Consider the following 17,037-nt stretch of genomic DNA (forward strand, 5'->3'; position numbering starts at 1 on the left):
CGTATTACGCAAAGAAATATATATTACTTAGTATTCACAAGAGCATATCTACCGGGGTAGTTTATATCCACAGAAACATAATGAAGCGCTGTATCCATGTAAGGGTTATATATCATTCCAGCGTCAAAGTTTCTTATTGATACTATACCATAATTTTCAAACCTGTTGTTATAATAATTCATAGTAATTTTTATATTCTTTTTAAAATAATTTATAGCCGATATTTTGTCGTCATTAATTTCATCGTACTTAATATCATATATATCTGATACAATACTTTGATATTTTGGTAATTTCTTATTTAAATCATCGATGGCTTTATCGCCAAGCCTTTCTATTGTTATTCTGTCATAATCTGATGACAAGTTCAAATCATCCGGTGTAAATTCCATGCCGAATTCTTTTGTCCTCAATGTAATCTTTGTATAATCATTTTTAAAATAATTCGGTACATTAATAATCCATTTATTTACATTGCTATATTTATATCCAGTTAAATCTATAATGTAATTATCTAAAGCATCTTTGCCAAGTGTGACAATTGCGGTATTACCAGATAAATTTATCGATGTATCATTATTGACATCTGGTACACCTGTATCGTATTTTGAATTCGATGATGTATCTGTTGTTGCGGAGTCATATGCATATCCGCTATTACCAAGGTCATTTATCGGCCTTAATTCAAAGTTATATGTTGTATTTGGACTTAACCCATCAACATAATATTCAAGCTTATCTGTTGAGGCTATAAATGAGTAATTATCATCACTACTTTTCTTACCATATATCTCGTATAATTTAGCACCATTAACCTTTGTCCAGTGTAAGTATATCGTGTGGTCATTGCCTGATATGCCGTCCGCCCAAAATCCCGTTGGGTTCTCAGGTACAGTCTGGACGAATGTAAATCCTCCAGCCATGACCGCATCCGAGAAGTCAGGATTTAAGACTCTTACATCTACTTTACCTTCTTGATGCTGTGGTGTCGTAACAATAATCGTCTTGTAGTCTTGCACATATGCATTTGGCGCTTTTGTATCCCCAAAGTATACTGCTAAACCTGTTTTAAAATTATCTCCCTTTATAGTGACAGTTTCTCCGCCTCTAGTCGAACCTGTATTAGGAGTGACTGATGTAATCTTTGGGTTTGTTCCTGTCTTAACATATGTGAAAGCTCCTTCTAATGTCGAACTCGCACCATCATCAACATTATAAACTGTAACAGCTATAGGTATATTTAATTCTTTTGGATCCCCAGCAGGTGTTTTGACAACAATAGCATTGGCGGTATTTGATACGACCGTCGCTTCAATGCCTTCAAAATACACCTCTACCTTATCCCTGAAGTCATTGCCGTAAATCGTTACTGTTGTTCCCCCGTCTATACTTCCTTTTGGCGGATCGACTTCGTATATTACAGGATTTGATACAGGTGAAACATATTCAATATCAGCTGTCGCAACCCCACCATCAGGGTTTACGATCTTCAATGTCTTTTTGCCTATGTCGCCTTGTATTGGCGCGATAAATTTTATTTCACCGCTATCTACCACAGTAACATCTGTTACTTCTTTATCATCTATATAGACTGCTGCACCAGCCCTTAATAATTTATCGCCATCATATAGTGGCATCGCAAAATCTGAGCCTAAAACTATGACATGTGTTGTACCATTTACATTTGACTTAGGCGGTGTAATGCTATTTATAACAGGCTTTGACTGAACATATGTATAGCCATTGTCAATGTACCCAATACCCGAGTCATAGTTTACAACAGAAACTCTGACAGGACCTGGTGCATTTGGCGGTGTCACAACCTTCAATGTCCCATAATCAACATATATGACCTTTGGTGCTTTGACATTGCCAAAGTATACTTCGGGCCCTATGGGGTTCCCATCGCTGTCCTTTAATATTTCTCCATTTTCATTCTTTGATATCCTAAAATCCTGACCCGTTATAGTAACCATGTCTCCACCATATGTGGAACCTTTATTTGGGTCTATCTTCGTTATAACAGGTGTGCTGTTTGGCACTACATATGTAAACCCGCTTTCCCCATCATGCAAACCATATGTGTAGTTACCACCATCATAATTTATTACTGTAACATATGCTTTTCCTGGGTTACCAGGCGGCGTCATAGCAGTTATGGTCTTTCCATCTGAACTTATATTGATATTCGTGGCAAGTTTTCCACCTATATATACTTCAGCACCTCTTCTAAAGTCATTGCCATTTATAGTTAAGGCCGTCCCACCATTTACAGTGCCGTGGTCGGGGTATACTGATGTAACAATTGGATTCGATTCTGGCACAAGGAAGTGGAATTTCTGAGGCGATAATGCTACAGCTGTATCAGGATTTACAACTTTTATATCGTATAGGCCAGCATATTGCATATCTGGTACAACCGCTGTTATCGTATTTTCATCGACAACATATATATTTTCCATTACAGTGTCACCAAGGTACACTTTTGCGCCCTCACTGTCACCTATCTTCCTTGAAAAATCACTTCCAAAGATATATACAAGTGTCCCTTTGCCACCGTAGTTAGGGGAAACTTTCGTTATCTGTGGTTTTGTTTCGATAAGGAGGTACTCGAAACCATCTGTTAATGAAGCTGTACCGCCATCAGATGGATTTACGACCTGAACAATCTTCTTTCCCAATGTCCCCGGCGGTGTTACAGCGTTTATGACAGTATTGCCTGACATAACATTTGTAACTTTTGCCTGTACGCCGTCAATTGTAACAATGCTGCCATTTTCAAAATTACTTCCCGTTATCTTTATCTGGGTGCCGCCTTTTGTTGGACCCTTGTTCGGATCGACCGAAATAATAGTCGGTGTTTTATGAGTATCCTTTATTTCAAATGCATTTTTTAATGTCGTGCTTCCACCAGCTGTCCCATCTTTTCCATCGTAATTTAATATAGTCATGTCCTGCCAACCTACAGGATACGGATCATTTGTAACTGGTACAATTGCTTTTATTTTCGTGCCAATATTGAGCTTCTTTCCATCTATAATATTTCCACTGTTATCTTCTACACTTATGATATTTAACTTAATATTTCCTATAGTTACATCAGGGTATTTGGGCGAATAGACACCATCTTGTACTGTCTCGCCTACATAAAAATCCGTCCCTGTTATCGTAATAAGATTACCTCCGTACTTTGAGCCAAAATTTGTAAAAACATCTGTTATCGTTGGTGCTGTGTAAAAATAATATCCATTTGCCTTTGTTGTAAATCCACGGTTCTGATCAGCATCTTTATTTACAATCTTTACATCAACATATCCTAATATATCGCTCTTTGGTGTTGTAACGGTCAATATTGATCTATTGTTAGCATCTATTGTTAAGTCCTTTATTGTAGCTAATTTATCTCCAAAAAAGACATTTACACCAGGTCTTATATCAAATCCTTGGATAGTAACTGTATCACCACCAGCTCTACTGCCGCTATCTGGCGATATACTTAAAATAACTGGATTTGACGGCAATGGATTGTATGTAAACTTCTTTAATGGTGAACTTTGCTCAGAATACTTCATAACGACATTTCCATTTAAATCTTTTATAGTCGTTTCAACAGTCACAATTACATCAACAGGCATTGGTTGTCCAGGAGGATTAAGCGTAATGCTTGGTGATAAAACCCTCAGAGATTCCTGTCCCTCAGATGGTACAGTAATACCTTCAATTATAGCTTTATTGCCACCAAATGTTACATAAAGCTTCCTCTCCCTAGTTCCCGTCATATTTTGACCTGTCACAGGATCTATATATGTAAAATTATCGTTACTGTAGGTTATCTCGGTTTTATCAGGGTTATTTGTATATGATGATGGATCGTCCTTTTTTTGAAAATTATAACCCCATATTGTTACATCTGTATTTCCATTTTCATATCCGCTGTATGGATTCATATCTATTGCAACAAGGGTATCTTCGACAGCGAGGTAGAAATAGCCGTTTTCTTTAGTTACTGTATATCCCGTCACAGGGTCAACAATGTCAACATTGACAGGGCCTGATTTGCTGTATGGTGGTGTCGTAACTTCTATGGCCTTTTTGTTGCTAGAAAGTCCTGTAAGGTTGACCATTTTAACATCTTTCCCTTGAATGCCTCCAAACTTAACTACAAGGTCCTCTCTTAGGTTGTCACCTACTATCATTACTTTAGTTCCGCCTGTCATTGAGCCCGCATTTGGTGTAATATTGTCGATCGTAATAGCAGATGGCGTAGGAATAATTTTTAAAGCATTAACTACCGTTGCCGTTGAACCATTCTCTGCTACGATATCAATATTCTGATATTCTAATGTCGTATCCTTTGGTGCCGGTACTTTTACAGTCATCTCCGTGCCATCATTATTTATTGTTATATCGCTGCTATTTACGAGATTTGAACCTATATAAATTCTTTTATTTGTGCCAAGTGATGAAAAGCCGTGACCGTAAATTGTTATCGTGTCACCAACAACTACTTGATATTTAGACAAACTTGTTATATCATGACTTACCGCTGATAATTTTATAGGTGGGATTGATGCAGACCTTCCATTGTAAATATTTGTTACAAAAATATTATAGTTAGTATTTGGATCTATTCTTATGTTTGAAGGTATATTTGTAATGAGTAAAGATCCACTTTGAGAGACAACATCAGCAATTTCACCATTTATATTTGCATTAACAATATCATTTAAATAGCTTCCTTCTATTCTTATATATGACTGTGTTTTTCTGTCTACAACTTTGCCATTGCTATCTTTTATAAGTGTTATGTAGTTATCAAGTGCAGCACTTGATATGTTGGGATTATTCAAATATGTAAAGCCATTTGGCAATGCAGCACTTTGCCCATCGTTTCTTTGGACAATAATCATATATGGCTTATCTAACATCAATCCCGTATTAGATAAAGAAGGTACTTTCGCATATATCGTGTTTTCATTGACGCTTAATATTTCAAGCTTTGTTTTATCTGTTTTTGTATCAATATAAACTGCGTCAATCTGGGAAACAACGTTATTTGCATTATCAAAGGTCATAAAGCCACTACCTTCTATTTTTATGTCTGTAGCACTATCATATGGTCCTTTTGCCGGCGATGCCATTGTGCCATCATACCTTAATGATTTTACAGATGTAATATTAGGGGGATTTGCAGCAAATGCTTTTGACATATTTCCCGGGAAAAACGACACTATAAAGACAAAAATCAGCAATAATGACAAAATTCTTTTCAATTCGTACACTCCTTGTTTTTTATATTTAGTAGCTCAATAATGCTGGATAAAATTTCAAAAGTTTATTTATCTTAGGTTTAGCTTTATACTGCATCCGCACATTTCAGACTAATGACTAAAATCTATAAAATATTTCAGTTTTATACCGTACTAAATGTCTTACTCTTCCATATATTCAATTTTGTTCTACATGAAACATTTTGATATTCTTCTACATTATTGATATCGACAAAACATTACTTAAACTTGAGCAAAATGAGCAAAAAAAAAAACGCTGCTTTTAAAGCAGCACACCAAATTGGGTTGGGGGTGCAGAATATAAATTAAATTATGGGGAAAAGGGGAATCATTCTTACAATTTTTATTATAATACAATTATTTTTCAAAATAAATAGGACTTTAGTCCTATTTACAATTATTTTTAAATTTTTTTCTACATAAAATTTTAAAATTCGCTTTTTTAATGCATTTCCAATCATCATATATGTCGAAATTGCAATGAAAAACTTTCGCTTAAGATAAAATAATTTTTTAAGAATAAAATATAAAAGAAATAAATCAATAAAAGGAAGTTTTTATTGCGTAAATAAGTACAACATGATGCTTAATCTTTTTTGGCTATTGCTTTGGCAAGCTCATTTATGGAATTTGTCAAGCTATCAAGCTTGCCTTCAACCCTAACAAGCAAGTATATACTTACTACGATAGGAAAGCCAAGGTTTGCTATGCCTGCAAATACCTCATTCATTTTTGTTCCTCCTCTCTTCTTTATATGCGTAACATAAAACTTTAGCATCACAACTAGATACGTTACCATAAGCAAACATATTGAAAAGCATCATCATTATGTCCGATAAGTAAAACGATAATGAGTAAACCTAAGTATATTAATTAGAAATACTCGTAAGATAAGTTGACATTTAGTCGCATCATGTGCAAAATAGCGGGGATAACCCCGCTATTTTATTTCACTGCAAATTCTTTTTCTGTTGTCGATACGAGATTTGCTCCCACAATCTCAACGAGCTCGCCGCCGCTTGTATCAAAGATGTTCTTTGTGAGAATCGACTGCATAGCACTTTTCACTTGATCATCTGTAAGAGTATCAAGCGCATTATCAACATTAATTCTGAAATTCTTGCCTATTTTATTCTTAAAATTCATTTGAAGCTGTACTGCCATGTGCATTACCTCCTTTCATTAAAATTTACGGATATCTTTACGCTTGTGTTAAGTCAACTTGATTTATGCGGGTTACTGATTTAACTGGATTTGATTGAAGTCCGCTTAGTATCGCTGCAACATCCATTACATCTTGGTCAACAGCGGCACTTTTGATGTTATTGTATGTTCTTGCACTCACGACATCAAGACCTCTTTCGTCTTTACCTGTAATGTAGGCTATCTGAAGCCTTGAGCCCTTTGGTGTTGATATAACCGCCATCCTAACACCTCCTTTTTATTTATTACACTTATAATATATAAGAAACTTAAAAATCTTACCCATAAAAAAAATAGCATAATAGTACCTATTTTGGTATTATTATGCATTACCAAATTTTATATAAGCTTACATTTTTCTAATCCCTTTGGCACAGTTCTAATAATACGCCGTGGGTACATTTAGGATGTACAAAGGCAATCCTTGCACCGCCTGCACCATACCTCGGCACCTCATCAATAAGTCTTACACCCTTTACTTTTAAATCTGCTAGGATTTTTTCAATATCATCAACTCTTACCGCTATATGCTGTATTCCTTCGCCCTTTTTCTCAATGAATTTGGCTATTGCGCTATCCGGTGATGTCGCTTCAAGCAGCTCTATTTCGCTATCACCAACGGGTATAAAAGCCGTCTTAACTTTCTGCTCTTCTATAACTTCACTACCTTTTATTTTTAATCCTAAAGTATTTTCATATAAATCAATCATTTCATCAATGCTTTTTACTGCTATTCCAATATGATCTATTCTATTTATCATTTTTATTCCTCCAATAAATCTTTATATAATTTTTCGGCTACGGTAAATGGATCTACTGTTCTATCAAGAATTTTATTAAGTTCTCGATTAAATTCATCTGTATTTATTTTCTCGCTGACTATAGACAATAGCTTGTTTGTCAAAATCTCGATTATTTCCCCTTTTAAGTTTTTAAGTCTCCTCAACTTTAATGCTCCGCTATCTTCTAAATATCTTCTGTGCTCCTTTATCTTTTCAAGAAGAACATCACAACCTATGTCCTCCTGTGCAATAACTTTTAATACTGGTGGTCTCCATTGGGATTTTTCATCAAGATCTAATGTCATATTAAGCTCAACAACTGTCCTATCCGCTCCATCTCTATCAGCTTTATTAACTGCGAATATTTCACCTATTTCCATAATACCCGCCTTTATCGCCTGTATATCGTCGCCCATACCAGGTGCTAATACCATAACAGTCGTATCAGACATTTTAACAATATCAACTTCAGATTGTCCAACACCTACAGTCTCAATGAAGATATAGTCCATTCCTGCTATGTCTAATATATGTTTAGAGGCTTGGGTCGCTTTTGCAAGTCCCCCAAGATGGCCTCTTGTACCCATGCTTCTAATATAGACATTGGGCTCGAGGGAGATTTCTTGCATTCTTATCCTATCCCCCAGTATTGCACCACCTGTAAATGGGCTTGTAGGGTCTACGGCAATTATGCCTATACGCTTATTTTCTTTTAAAAGGTGTTTGACGAGTTTATCTGTGAGTGTACTTTTGCCAACGCCGGGCGGACCGGTAATACCTACAACATAGGCTTTACCTGAATGAGAATACAATTTTTTTATCAGGTCATATGCTCTTTTGTCTTCATTTTCTGCCCAGCTAATGGCTCTTGCAATACCTCTTTTATCGCCTTTTAATATTAATCCTTCTACATCGATATCTCCCATTTTAACCTCTTTTCTAAGTATTATTTTAAATTACTAATTATAGTTTAATTTAAATTAAGCTTTATGGATAAATACCACCGCTCACATAGGATTCAAACCTATTATGTTTACGAAAAATCGCTTTAAAACCAAACCTTAAGTTACATAAACTTTAATATTGTTATTTAGAATACTCTAAAATCTATACCGCCTTATTGACATGCTTTTTTATAAATTCGATTACTGTTGTTGTAGGTGTGCCTGGCGTAAATACTTCCGCTATTCCTTTTGATTTAAGGAATGGTATATCTTCGTCAGGTATTACACCGCCGCCAATTACGAGAATATCATCTGCGCTTCTTTCTTTAAGAAGGCTCGTTATCTTTGGAAAAAGCGTATTGTGCGCACCTGATAATATACTTAATGCCAATACGTCTACATCTTCTTGAATGGCGGCTTCGACTATCTGCTCTGGTGTCTGCCTCAAACCCGTATATATGACTTCCATGCCAGCATCTCTTAGTGCCCTCGCAATAACTTTTGCACCTCTATCATGGCCATCAAGACCTGGTTTTGCTACAAGTACTCTAATTGGTCTATCCATTTTCAGTCCTCCTTATAAAATAATATGTTGTTGATATTCTCCAAAAACGGAGCGCAATACGTCACAAATTTCACCAAGTGTTGCATATTCTCTTACTGCATCGATTATCTTTGGCATTAGATTTTCTTCCCCTTGAGCAGCTTTCTTTAATTCATCGAGTGTCGCCTTAACTTTTGCATTGTCCCTTGATTCTTTAACCTTTCTTATCTTCTCTTTTTGCATTTCACCAACTCTTGGATCAACTTTTAATAATCCTTTGTGTGGTGGTTCTTCGATCTGGAATTTATTAAGCCCTACAATCACTCTGTCACCACTTTCGACTTCTTTTTGATACTGATATGCACTATTCTGTATTTCTTTTTGTATAAATCCTTTATCAATAGCTTTTGCAGCACCACCAAGCTCATCTATCTTTTTTATATATTCCATTGCTTTTGACTCAATCTGATCTGTTAAATATTCGATGAAATAGCTTCCTGCAAGTGGATCTGGTGTATCGCATACACCGCTTTCATATGCTATAATCTGCTGTGTTCTTAAAGCTATCCTTACAGAATCCTCTGATGGTAATGCCAATGCCTCATCACGGCTATTTGTATGGAGCGACTGTGTTCCTCCAAGAACAGCTGCCAATGCCTGAAGCGTTACTCTTACTATATTGTTATCTGGCTGCTGTGCTGTTAGCGTTGATCCTCCCGTCTGTGTGTGAAACCTTAGCATCAATGACTTTGGACTTTTTGCATGAAACCTCTCTTTCATTATCTTAGCCCACATTCTCCTAGCCGCCCTGAATTTTGCAACTTCCTCTAATAAATCATTGTGAGCATTGAAGAAGAAAGATAGCCTTGGTGCAAATTCATCGACATCAAGTCCTGCTTTTATTGCTGCTTCAACATATGCTATTCCATCTGCCAGTGTAAATGCGACTTCCTGTACTGCTGTAGCACCAGCTTCTCTTATATGGTAGCCGCTTATGCTTATCGTGTTCCATTTTGGAACATTCTTTGAACAGTATTCAAATATATTTGTTATGAGCCTCATAGATGGACCAGTCGGGAAAATATACGTACCGCGGGCGATATACTCTTTTAAGATATCATTTTGTATTGTACCTTTTAATTTGTCAGGTGTCACACCTTGCTTTTCTGCAACAACTATATACATTGCAAGAAGTATTGCCGCAGGGGCATTAATCGTCATAGATGTGCTTACTTTATCAAGTGGTATTCCATCAAAGAGTATCTCCATATCCTTTAAAGAATCTATAGCAACACCAACTTTCCCAACTTCACCTTCTGCCATCGGATGATCTGAGTCATAGCCAATCTGTGTCGGTAAGTCAAATGCAATACTTAAGCCTGTCTGACCTTGCTCTAAAAGGTATTTATACCTTTCATTAGACTCTTCAGCTGTACCAAATCCAGCATACTGCCTCATTGTCCAGAATCTTCCTCTGTACATCGTTGGCTGTACACCGCGCGTATACGGATATTCACCAGGAAAACTAAGATCATCAAGGTAATCTTTTTTAGCAATATCTTCTGGCGTATAGATATTTTTTACTTCAATGCCTGATGATGTAGTAAATTTCTCCCTTCTTTCAGGAAATTTTGCAGTGACTTTTTTTACAATATTATTAGTCCAATTTTCCTTTTCCGCTTTTATTTTGTCTATTTCTTCTTTGTTATGCATATAAATACCTCCAATATATTAAAAATTATTTCATGCTGCCTTTTTCCATATATCTAATATGCCATGATAGGGCCTCTTTTAGTATGTGCGGCGTTTGAACACTTCCAAGTTTACTTATTGCTCCTTCATAATAATCCATAAGTGCATCCTTATAATCTGGATGTACACATTTTTCAATTATTAGCTTTGCTCTCTCTTTTGGGCTTAATCCTCTTAAATCTGCTAGGCCTTGTTCTGTGACTATTACCATCACATCGTGTTCCGTATGATCTACATGGGATACCATTGGGACTATACAGGAAATATTGCCATTCTTCACTTCAGAAGGTGTTGCGAATATAGTTATATATCCATTGCGTGTAAAATCCCCAGAGCCGCCTATGCCATTCATCATCTTTGTTCCCATTATATGTGTAGAATTTACGTTGCCGTATATATCAACTTCTATTGCAGTATTTATTGCTATTACACCTAGCCTTCTGGCAATACCTGGATTATTGCTAATCTCCTGCGGCCTCAATATTATTTTGCTTTTGTATCTATCAATATTTTTATAAAACCTTTTTAATCCTTCTTCAGATGGTGTAATAGATGTGCCTGACACTTTGTCCATCTTGCCAGCATCTATCAAATCAAATACAGCATCCTGTATAACCTCTGAATAAAATGAGAGGTTACTAAATGGTGAATCAATAAGTCCATCAAGAACAGCATTTGCGATACTGCCGACACCTGATTGAAGTGGTAAAAGATTTTTCGGAAGCCTTCCATGCTTTACTTCATTGCTTAAAAAATCTATGAGATAACCCGATATTCTTTTGGATGTCTCATCAACAGGGGCAAGATGCCTCACTGTATCTTTAATATCTGTTATGACAACTGCGGCAATCTTATCAGGATTACATGGCATATATGTAGTGCCTATTCTACCATCAACATTTATCAATGGTATTGGCTTCCTATTTGGCGGATCCTCAACTTCATATATATCATGCATGCCTTCTAACTCTATTGGTTGTGATACATTTAATTCAACAATGACTTTATCAGCTATCCTTACAAATGTAGGAGAATTTCCTACAGATGTCGATGGCACTATCCCACCATCTTCATTTATTGCAACGGCCTCGACTATCGCATAATCGATTTTCCCAAGAAAACCACATCTCATTTGCTGTGCCATATGACTCAAATGCATATCATTATACTCAACTTCACCGATATTTATTTTATTCCTTATATCTTTATTTGTTTGATATGGAATTCTTTTTTTTATCACACCGGCCCGTGATAATGCGCCATCTAATTCATCACCGACAGATGCACCTGTATAAAGTGTTATTTTAAAGTCTTCCTTTTCAGCTCTTTTTGCAAGTGCCAATGGAACAGCCTTGGGATATCCTGACGGAGTAAAACCGCTGGTGCCTATGATCATTCCATCTTTAATAAGTTTTGCTGCTTCATCTGCCGTCATAATCTTACTTCTAATTTTATCACATCTAAGCCTTCCATTATAATCCATTACAATTCCTCCTATTTTAGTTACTAAAAAAATAAATGCGGCTTAAAGATTGGATATACATCGCCACTTTAAGCCGCACATTATCTCTTTATGTAGCAAAAGGCCATTTTGCCACAGTAGATAAATAAGGCTTACATTATATTTATTGTTTTATCAGTTCTTTTATATTATATACTTTTATGTTTTATTAATCAAAATTTATTGCATTTATTTTAATTTCATTCATTTGACACGACATAACCCAACATTTTTTCCCCATCGAGATATGCATCAAAATGGCCTTCAAATATCTTAACGCCTGTATCAATGAAAACACCCTTGCGGAACCATTCATAATTAAATACATTATTTTCATACCCATCAAAAACTGGCAAATACAATATATGCTCCGCATCAAGGTCAGCAAAGAAATGGGTGCCATATGAAAGCTCAGGTGTATAATTGTCTTGGCTTATACCAATTTCAACAATCATTGCAGCATTTGATATATCATTGTATATTACGGGAACACCGAGAATTGGATTTGATGAACCCCATCTACCAGGACCTATAAGTATATATTTGTCACCGATCGTCTTATTTAACCGTCCTACAATCCTTGCGATTGCAAACTTATCTCGTTGTCTACTGTAGATATATGGATCAACGTAAAGGATATAAGGTATATTCTTTAATACTCCATTTGTCAGCATCCTGTCACCTTTTAGCAAGATACAGTTTTTTTCAATATTTTTAGGTATATGGACCTTTCTAAAAACTTCATATGAGCTTAGAGGCCTTACCTGAAGCAGATAAAATTCTTGATTTTTAGGACTATATGTGAACTCTATATCAACACTTAAGCCCATCTCTTTTTCAAATACATTAAAAAGCTTTTCTATAATATTGAAGAAATTTCTATTTTTCCTAGCGAAATTTTTAAATGTAAATATATATTTGCTGTTCTTTTCATTAGTATCAATCGTTAAAACGTCTTTAATAGCCCTATCATCTTGTAAATACTTCTCAACAATCTCATTAATCCATGTATGGTATTTCAAAAATTGCGGCACGTCATTTATGTTATATGATTCAACATCACCTGTCACAAGATTTAAAACATCAAATGACTCCTGTGAATTCTTCTCTATCTCCTCAGGATTATTTCCTTCAGGGCGAAGCTTGAGATTTGTAAGGGAAAATATCCTTGCATATCCTCTGCCAGTACATTTAGTGCCAAGGCCAAAAACTACCCTTATGACACCATCATCTACTTTTATCCTATCTGTCCACCGTCTGTAATTTTTCGAAAACCCTACACCGGATATTTCAGGATAGAAATATATACCCCTTTGCTCGCCGATAAGTCTTTGTATTATAACCCCCATTTGCTCTTTCTCATCATTTGCGTGTTTTTTCCTGTATTCTAAAGCATCTGGGCCAAAAACGCTTAAATAGACTTCTTTAATCGCTCTTTCAAGCTCTATAAGCCTTTCTCTTTTTGAGCCTTTATTCGCTATAAATGTCGTATGGTATTTACCTGCAAAGGAGTATTTTATATTATCCTCTAAATATGATGAAGACCGAATAGCTAATGGATATTCCATTTTGTCAAGTATTTTCATAAATGTGGCCTTTATATCATCAGGAAACTCTGCTTCCCTAAACATCAATGAGATCTCATCATATGATAAATTCTCATCTATCATATCAAAATTATTATATCTTATAAATGAATCATAATATTCCGTTGAAATAAAAATGCTTTCTGGTATCTTTACAAAACCATTAAAAATGTCTTTATATTTTTCAAGCACATCTTCTGCAAATGACAATCCTGTCGCTTTACCACCTATGAATCCACTACCGAGTACTCTTTCTTTATTATTTTTATTTTTTTTAGGGTCATATAATTGATATTTTATTATATCTGACATCATACCACCGCCTTTACTTCACCAAAAATTATAGCATTTAATAATTTTATTAACAAGATAATCCGGCAGCATAATTAAAAGGACATCGTCAAATGTCCCTTTAAAATCTTATATTCTTTCTAATAATTCATATGGGCCAGTGTTAAATTTTTCGAAAATTACATTTTACACTTATAGTAGAAATTTAAACTGCACACAGAATAACACATAAAAAATAGATCTTATCGCTCCCTTAATTATATCTTATTTGCTAATTCATATATAGCATGGGCATAAATCTTTGCATTAAGAATTAAGTCATCTATCTCAATGTACTCATTCGCTTGGTGGTCAAGGTCCGGCTTTCCTGGAAAAATTGGTCCAAACGCGACCATGTTCTTCATTTCCTTTGCATATGTACCACCGCCAATTGCAAGTAGCTCCGCCTTTTGCCCCGTCATTTCCTCATATACCTTTGATAATGTTTCTATCAGTGGATGATCAGGTGGAAAATAAAGCGGCGGCTGATGCCTCATATTTTCTACTCTTATGCCATGCTTTTTAATCTTTTCATTAAACGGATTCATAAAATCCTCATATTTAAATGTTACAGGATACCTTATATTTAATCCCATCGAGCCCATTTCCTCATTCATATCGATTGTACCAACATTAAATGAAAGGTCACCTGTATCATCTTTTAGATATACTCCAAAAGTCTTTCCGTTTGTCTCTAAGCCTACATTTTGTGCAAAAAAGTCTATATATTCTTTTACATCGTCATCTGCAGTATAAATAACATTTAAGAATAGCAAAAGCTGCATTATAGCGTTTTTGCCGAGGTGCGGAAGACTTCCATGTGCTGATATACCTATGGACTTAATTACAAGCATATCCTGCTTTTCTTCACATTTTAAATCAAACCCCGTTACATCACGAAATCTTTTAACTTCATCAATCATACTTTTCTTTTTGTTTTCATCATTTATGACAAGGCCGCATTCGCAGTAATCAGGCACCATATTTGGCCTATTTCCACCCCTTATGTATTTTATCGCGATGTCACCTGATTTTACCTTAAAATCTTTTACAACATTAAATATCGTAATACCCTTCTCAGCATATATTATTGGATAATTAGCATCTGGCGTAAATCCTATTGTAGGCGCTTCTTCATGTTTTAAATAATACTCAATTTCATTTGAACCGGTCTCTTCATTCGTTCCGAATAAAATTCTAACACGCCTATTTAGTTTCAGCCCCGCATCTTTAATTGCTTTTAAACCATACAATGCTGCAATGATCGGTCCTTTATCATCTGTTGTTCCTCTCCCGTATATCTTCCCATCATGTATTTCCGCATCATATGGAGGGTACTTCCAACCATCACCTTCTGGCACAACATCGAGATGTCCCAATACGCCAACTAGTTCATCGCCTTCACCATATTCAGCATAGCCGACATAGCCGTCAACGTTTTTTGTTTTAAAGCCAAGCCTTTCTGCAATCTTAAGTGCCGTCTCAAGTGCTCTTCCTGGACCTTCTCCATAAGGCATTCCCGGTTTTGGATCTCCCTGCGTGCTTTTAATCCTTACTACTTCTCTTACAGATTCTACCAAATCGTCTTTTAATCTTTCGACATGCTGGTCTAATTTCATAAAAAAGCCTCCTATACCTTTTAATATAATTCTTATTAATAATTATAATCTCTTTTAACAACGACTTGCAAGAAGTTACCATCTATAAAGATTTAGATTAAGTATGTTTACTTTGTATCTATGTATATTTTTTAAGTTGTAATGATATGTCTTTTATATCTTGACATGTTTTTTATATTGTGCATATTTTGTAGATATAAAAACATAAGGTGCACCTTGAAGCACACCTTATTCTTCTCTATATATGATTGCACCTAATTTACTCAATCTATCTTCGATCTTTACATATCCTCTATCAATATGGTGAACATCGTTTATAACTGTCTTGCCGTCAGCTACAAGACCAGCTAAAACCAATGCTGCGCCAGCTCTCAAGTCTGTCGCTTTAACCTCTGCACCCGATAAATGATCAATGCCTGTTACTACTGCGCTTCTTCCTTCTATTTTAATATTCGCTCCCATTCTCTTCAATTCATCGACGTGCATAAATCGATTTTCAAAAACAGTTTCTATAATTACGCTAGTTCCTTTTGCACATGACATCATAGCCATCATTTGTGCCTGCATATCTGTTGGAAAACCTGGATATGGCAATGTCTTTATGTCAACCGCCTTATAATTCTTTTTGCCTTTTACCCTTATTCCATTGGCTTCTTCTGTTATAACAACACCACACTCTGTGAGTTTTGCTATAACAGGCTTAATATGATCGATTATTACATTTTCTATAAGTACATTTCCACCTGTCATTGCAGCAGCTACCATATACGTCCCTGCTTCTATTCTATCCGGTATTACTGTATGTTCTGTGCCTTTTAGTTCTTTTACACCTTCGATTCTTATGGTATCTGTTCCAGCACCTTTAATGTTGGCACCCATTTTATTCAGGAAATTCGCAAGGTCTACGATCTCCGGTTCTTCAGCTGCGTTTTCTATTGCCGTCACGCCATCGGCAAATACCGCAGCCATCATGATATTTTCCGTCGCACCAACGCTTGGAAAGTCTAGATAAACTTTTTTCCCAATAAGCTTTTTTGCTGTCGCTTCAACATATCCGTGACCAATATTAATATTTGCTCCAAGTGTTTGAAATCCCTTTAAATGTAAGTCTATAGGCCTTGTACCTATTGCACATCCACCCGGCATCGATATCCTTGCATGACCAAGTTTAGCAAGAATCGGCCCCATAACAAGAAATGATGCCCTCATCTTTTTCACAAGGTCATATGGTGCCTCAACATCTTTGATATCAACCATTATCCTTAGTTTTCCGTCTTTTAGAGTACATTCTGCACCAAGGTATTTTATAAGTTCTATAATAACATTGACATCCTCCAATTCTGGAATATCATCAATAAATACCTCACCCGATGATAACAATGATGCAGCAATTATAGGTAATACTGAATTTTTTGCCCCGCTGATTTTAACTGTCCCTTTTAAAGCTGGGCTTTTCTCAACGATTATCTTCGTGATACCACCTTC

The 17,037-nt window shown here is 35.8% G+C and carries 12 protein-coding genes; all 12 read right to left on the reverse strand.

Annotated features, from left to right (window positions below):
* Positions 1 to 23: 23 nt before the first annotated feature.
* Positions 24 to 5,273 carry an IPT/TIG domain-containing protein gene (locus CPG45_RS05295; protein ID WP_096230958.1) on the reverse strand — a complete coding sequence of 1,750 codons (5,250 nt, stop codon included), beginning with the start codon at positions 5,271 to 5,273 and terminating at the stop codon, positions 24 to 26.
* Positions 5,274 to 5,877: 604 nt separating this feature from the next.
* Positions 5,878 to 6,021: a YvrJ family protein gene (locus CPG45_RS05300; protein ID WP_096230959.1), complete on the reverse strand. Its 144-nt coding sequence runs from the start codon at positions 6,019 to 6,021 to the stop codon at positions 5,878 to 5,880.
* Between the two features lie 215 nt (positions 6,022 to 6,236).
* The gene (locus CPG45_RS05305) at positions 6,237 to 6,455 is read right to left on the reverse strand and encodes a DUF2922 domain-containing protein (protein WP_096230960.1); all 219 of its coding nucleotides are present in this window, start codon (positions 6,453 to 6,455) and stop codon (positions 6,237 to 6,239) included.
* Positions 6,456 to 6,492: 37 nt separating this feature from the next.
* Positions 6,493 to 6,717 (reverse strand): DUF1659 domain-containing protein, encoded by a 225-nt coding sequence (locus tag CPG45_RS05310; protein ID WP_096230961.1) that lies wholly within the window; start codon positions 6,715 to 6,717, stop codon positions 6,493 to 6,495.
* Positions 6,718 to 6,853: 136 nt separating this feature from the next.
* Positions 6,854 to 7,255, reverse strand: a complete 402-nt coding sequence (gene mce, locus CPG45_RS05315) for a methylmalonyl-CoA epimerase (protein WP_096230962.1) — start codon at positions 7,253 to 7,255, stop codon at positions 6,854 to 6,856.
* A 2-nt stretch (positions 7,256 to 7,257) separates the two neighbouring features.
* Positions 7,258 to 8,202 (reverse strand): methylmalonyl Co-A mutase-associated GTPase MeaB, encoded by a 945-nt coding sequence (meaB, locus tag CPG45_RS05320; protein ID WP_096230963.1) that lies wholly within the window; start codon positions 8,200 to 8,202, stop codon positions 7,258 to 7,260.
* A gap of 181 nt (positions 8,203 to 8,383) precedes the next feature.
* Positions 8,384 to 8,785 carry a coenzyme B12-dependent isobutyryl CoA mutase small subunit gene (gene icmB / locus CPG45_RS05325; RefSeq protein ID WP_172856487.1) on the reverse strand — a complete coding sequence of 134 codons (402 nt, stop codon included), beginning with the start codon at positions 8,783 to 8,785 and terminating at the stop codon, positions 8,384 to 8,386.
* Positions 8,786 to 8,797: 12 nt separating this feature from the next.
* Positions 8,798 to 10,477 carry an acyl-CoA mutase large subunit family protein gene (locus tag CPG45_RS05330; RefSeq protein ID WP_096230965.1) on the reverse strand — a complete coding sequence of 560 codons (1,680 nt, stop codon included), beginning with the start codon at positions 10,475 to 10,477 and terminating at the stop codon, positions 8,798 to 8,800.
* 25 nt (positions 10,478 to 10,502) lie between these two features.
* Positions 10,503 to 11,999, reverse strand: coding sequence for a succinyl-CoA:acetate CoA-transferase ScpC (scpC, locus tag CPG45_RS05335; protein ID WP_096230966.1), 1,497 nt, complete (start codon positions 11,997 to 11,999; stop codon positions 10,503 to 10,505).
* Between the two features lie 218 nt (positions 12,000 to 12,217).
* A complete protein-coding gene (locus CPG45_RS05340) occupies positions 12,218 to 13,915 on the reverse strand; it encodes a PEP/pyruvate-binding domain-containing protein (protein WP_096230967.1) in 1,698 nt (565 codons plus the stop codon).
* A 236-nt stretch (positions 13,916 to 14,151) separates the two neighbouring features.
* Entirely contained in the window at positions 14,152 to 15,552 is a 1,401-nt protein-coding gene (gene pepV, locus CPG45_RS05345) for a dipeptidase PepV (RefSeq protein ID WP_096230968.1), read from the reverse strand.
* Positions 15,553 to 15,780: 228 nt separating this feature from the next.
* Positions 15,781 to 17,028, reverse strand: coding sequence for a UDP-N-acetylglucosamine 1-carboxyvinyltransferase (gene murA / locus CPG45_RS05350; protein ID WP_096230969.1), 1,248 nt, complete (start codon positions 17,026 to 17,028; stop codon positions 15,781 to 15,783).
* Positions 17,029 to 17,037 lie beyond the last annotated feature (9 nt).

Origin of the sequence: Thermoanaerobacterium sp. RBIITD (genome assembly GCF_900205865.1) — a bacterium.
Taxonomy (GTDB): domain Bacteria; phylum Bacillota; class Thermoanaerobacteria; order Thermoanaerobacterales; family Thermoanaerobacteraceae; genus Thermoanaerobacterium.

Excerpts from the sequence above, each read along its gene's own strand:
- CPG45_RS05300 (WP_096230959.1), bottom strand. The coding sequence starts at position 6,021 with ATGAATGAGGTATTTGCAGGCATAGCAAACCTTGGCTTTCCTATCGTA.
- CPG45_RS05305 (WP_096230960.1), bottom strand. The coding sequence starts at position 6,455 with ATGGCAGTACAGCTTCAAATGAATTTTAAGAATAAAATAGGCAAGAAT.
- CPG45_RS05310 (WP_096230961.1), bottom strand. The coding sequence starts at position 6,717 with ATGGCGGTTATATCAACACCAAAGGGCTCAAGGCTTCAGATAGCCTAC.
- mce (WP_096230962.1), bottom strand. The coding sequence starts at position 7,255 with ATGATAAATAGAATAGATCATATTGGAATAGCAGTAAAAAGCATTGAT.
- meaB (WP_096230963.1), bottom strand. The coding sequence starts at position 8,202 with ATGGGAGATATCGATGTAGAAGGATTAATATTAAAAGGCGATAAAAGA.
- icmB (WP_172856487.1), bottom strand. The coding sequence starts at position 8,785 with ATGGATAGACCAATTAGAGTACTTGTAGCAAAACCAGGTCTTGATGGC.
- CPG45_RS05330 (WP_096230965.1), bottom strand. The coding sequence starts at position 10,477 with ATGCATAACAAAGAAGAAATAGACAAAATAAAAGCGGAAAAGGAAAAT.
- scpC (WP_096230966.1), bottom strand. The coding sequence starts at position 11,999 with ATGGATTATAATGGAAGGCTTAGATGTGATAAAATTAGAAGTAAGATT.
- CPG45_RS05340 (WP_096230967.1), bottom strand. The coding sequence starts at position 13,915 with ATGTCAGATATAATAAAATATCAATTATATGACCCTAAAAAAAATAAA.
- pepV (WP_096230968.1), bottom strand. The coding sequence starts at position 15,552 with ATGAAATTAGACCAGCATGTCGAAAGATTAAAAGACGATTTGGTAGAA.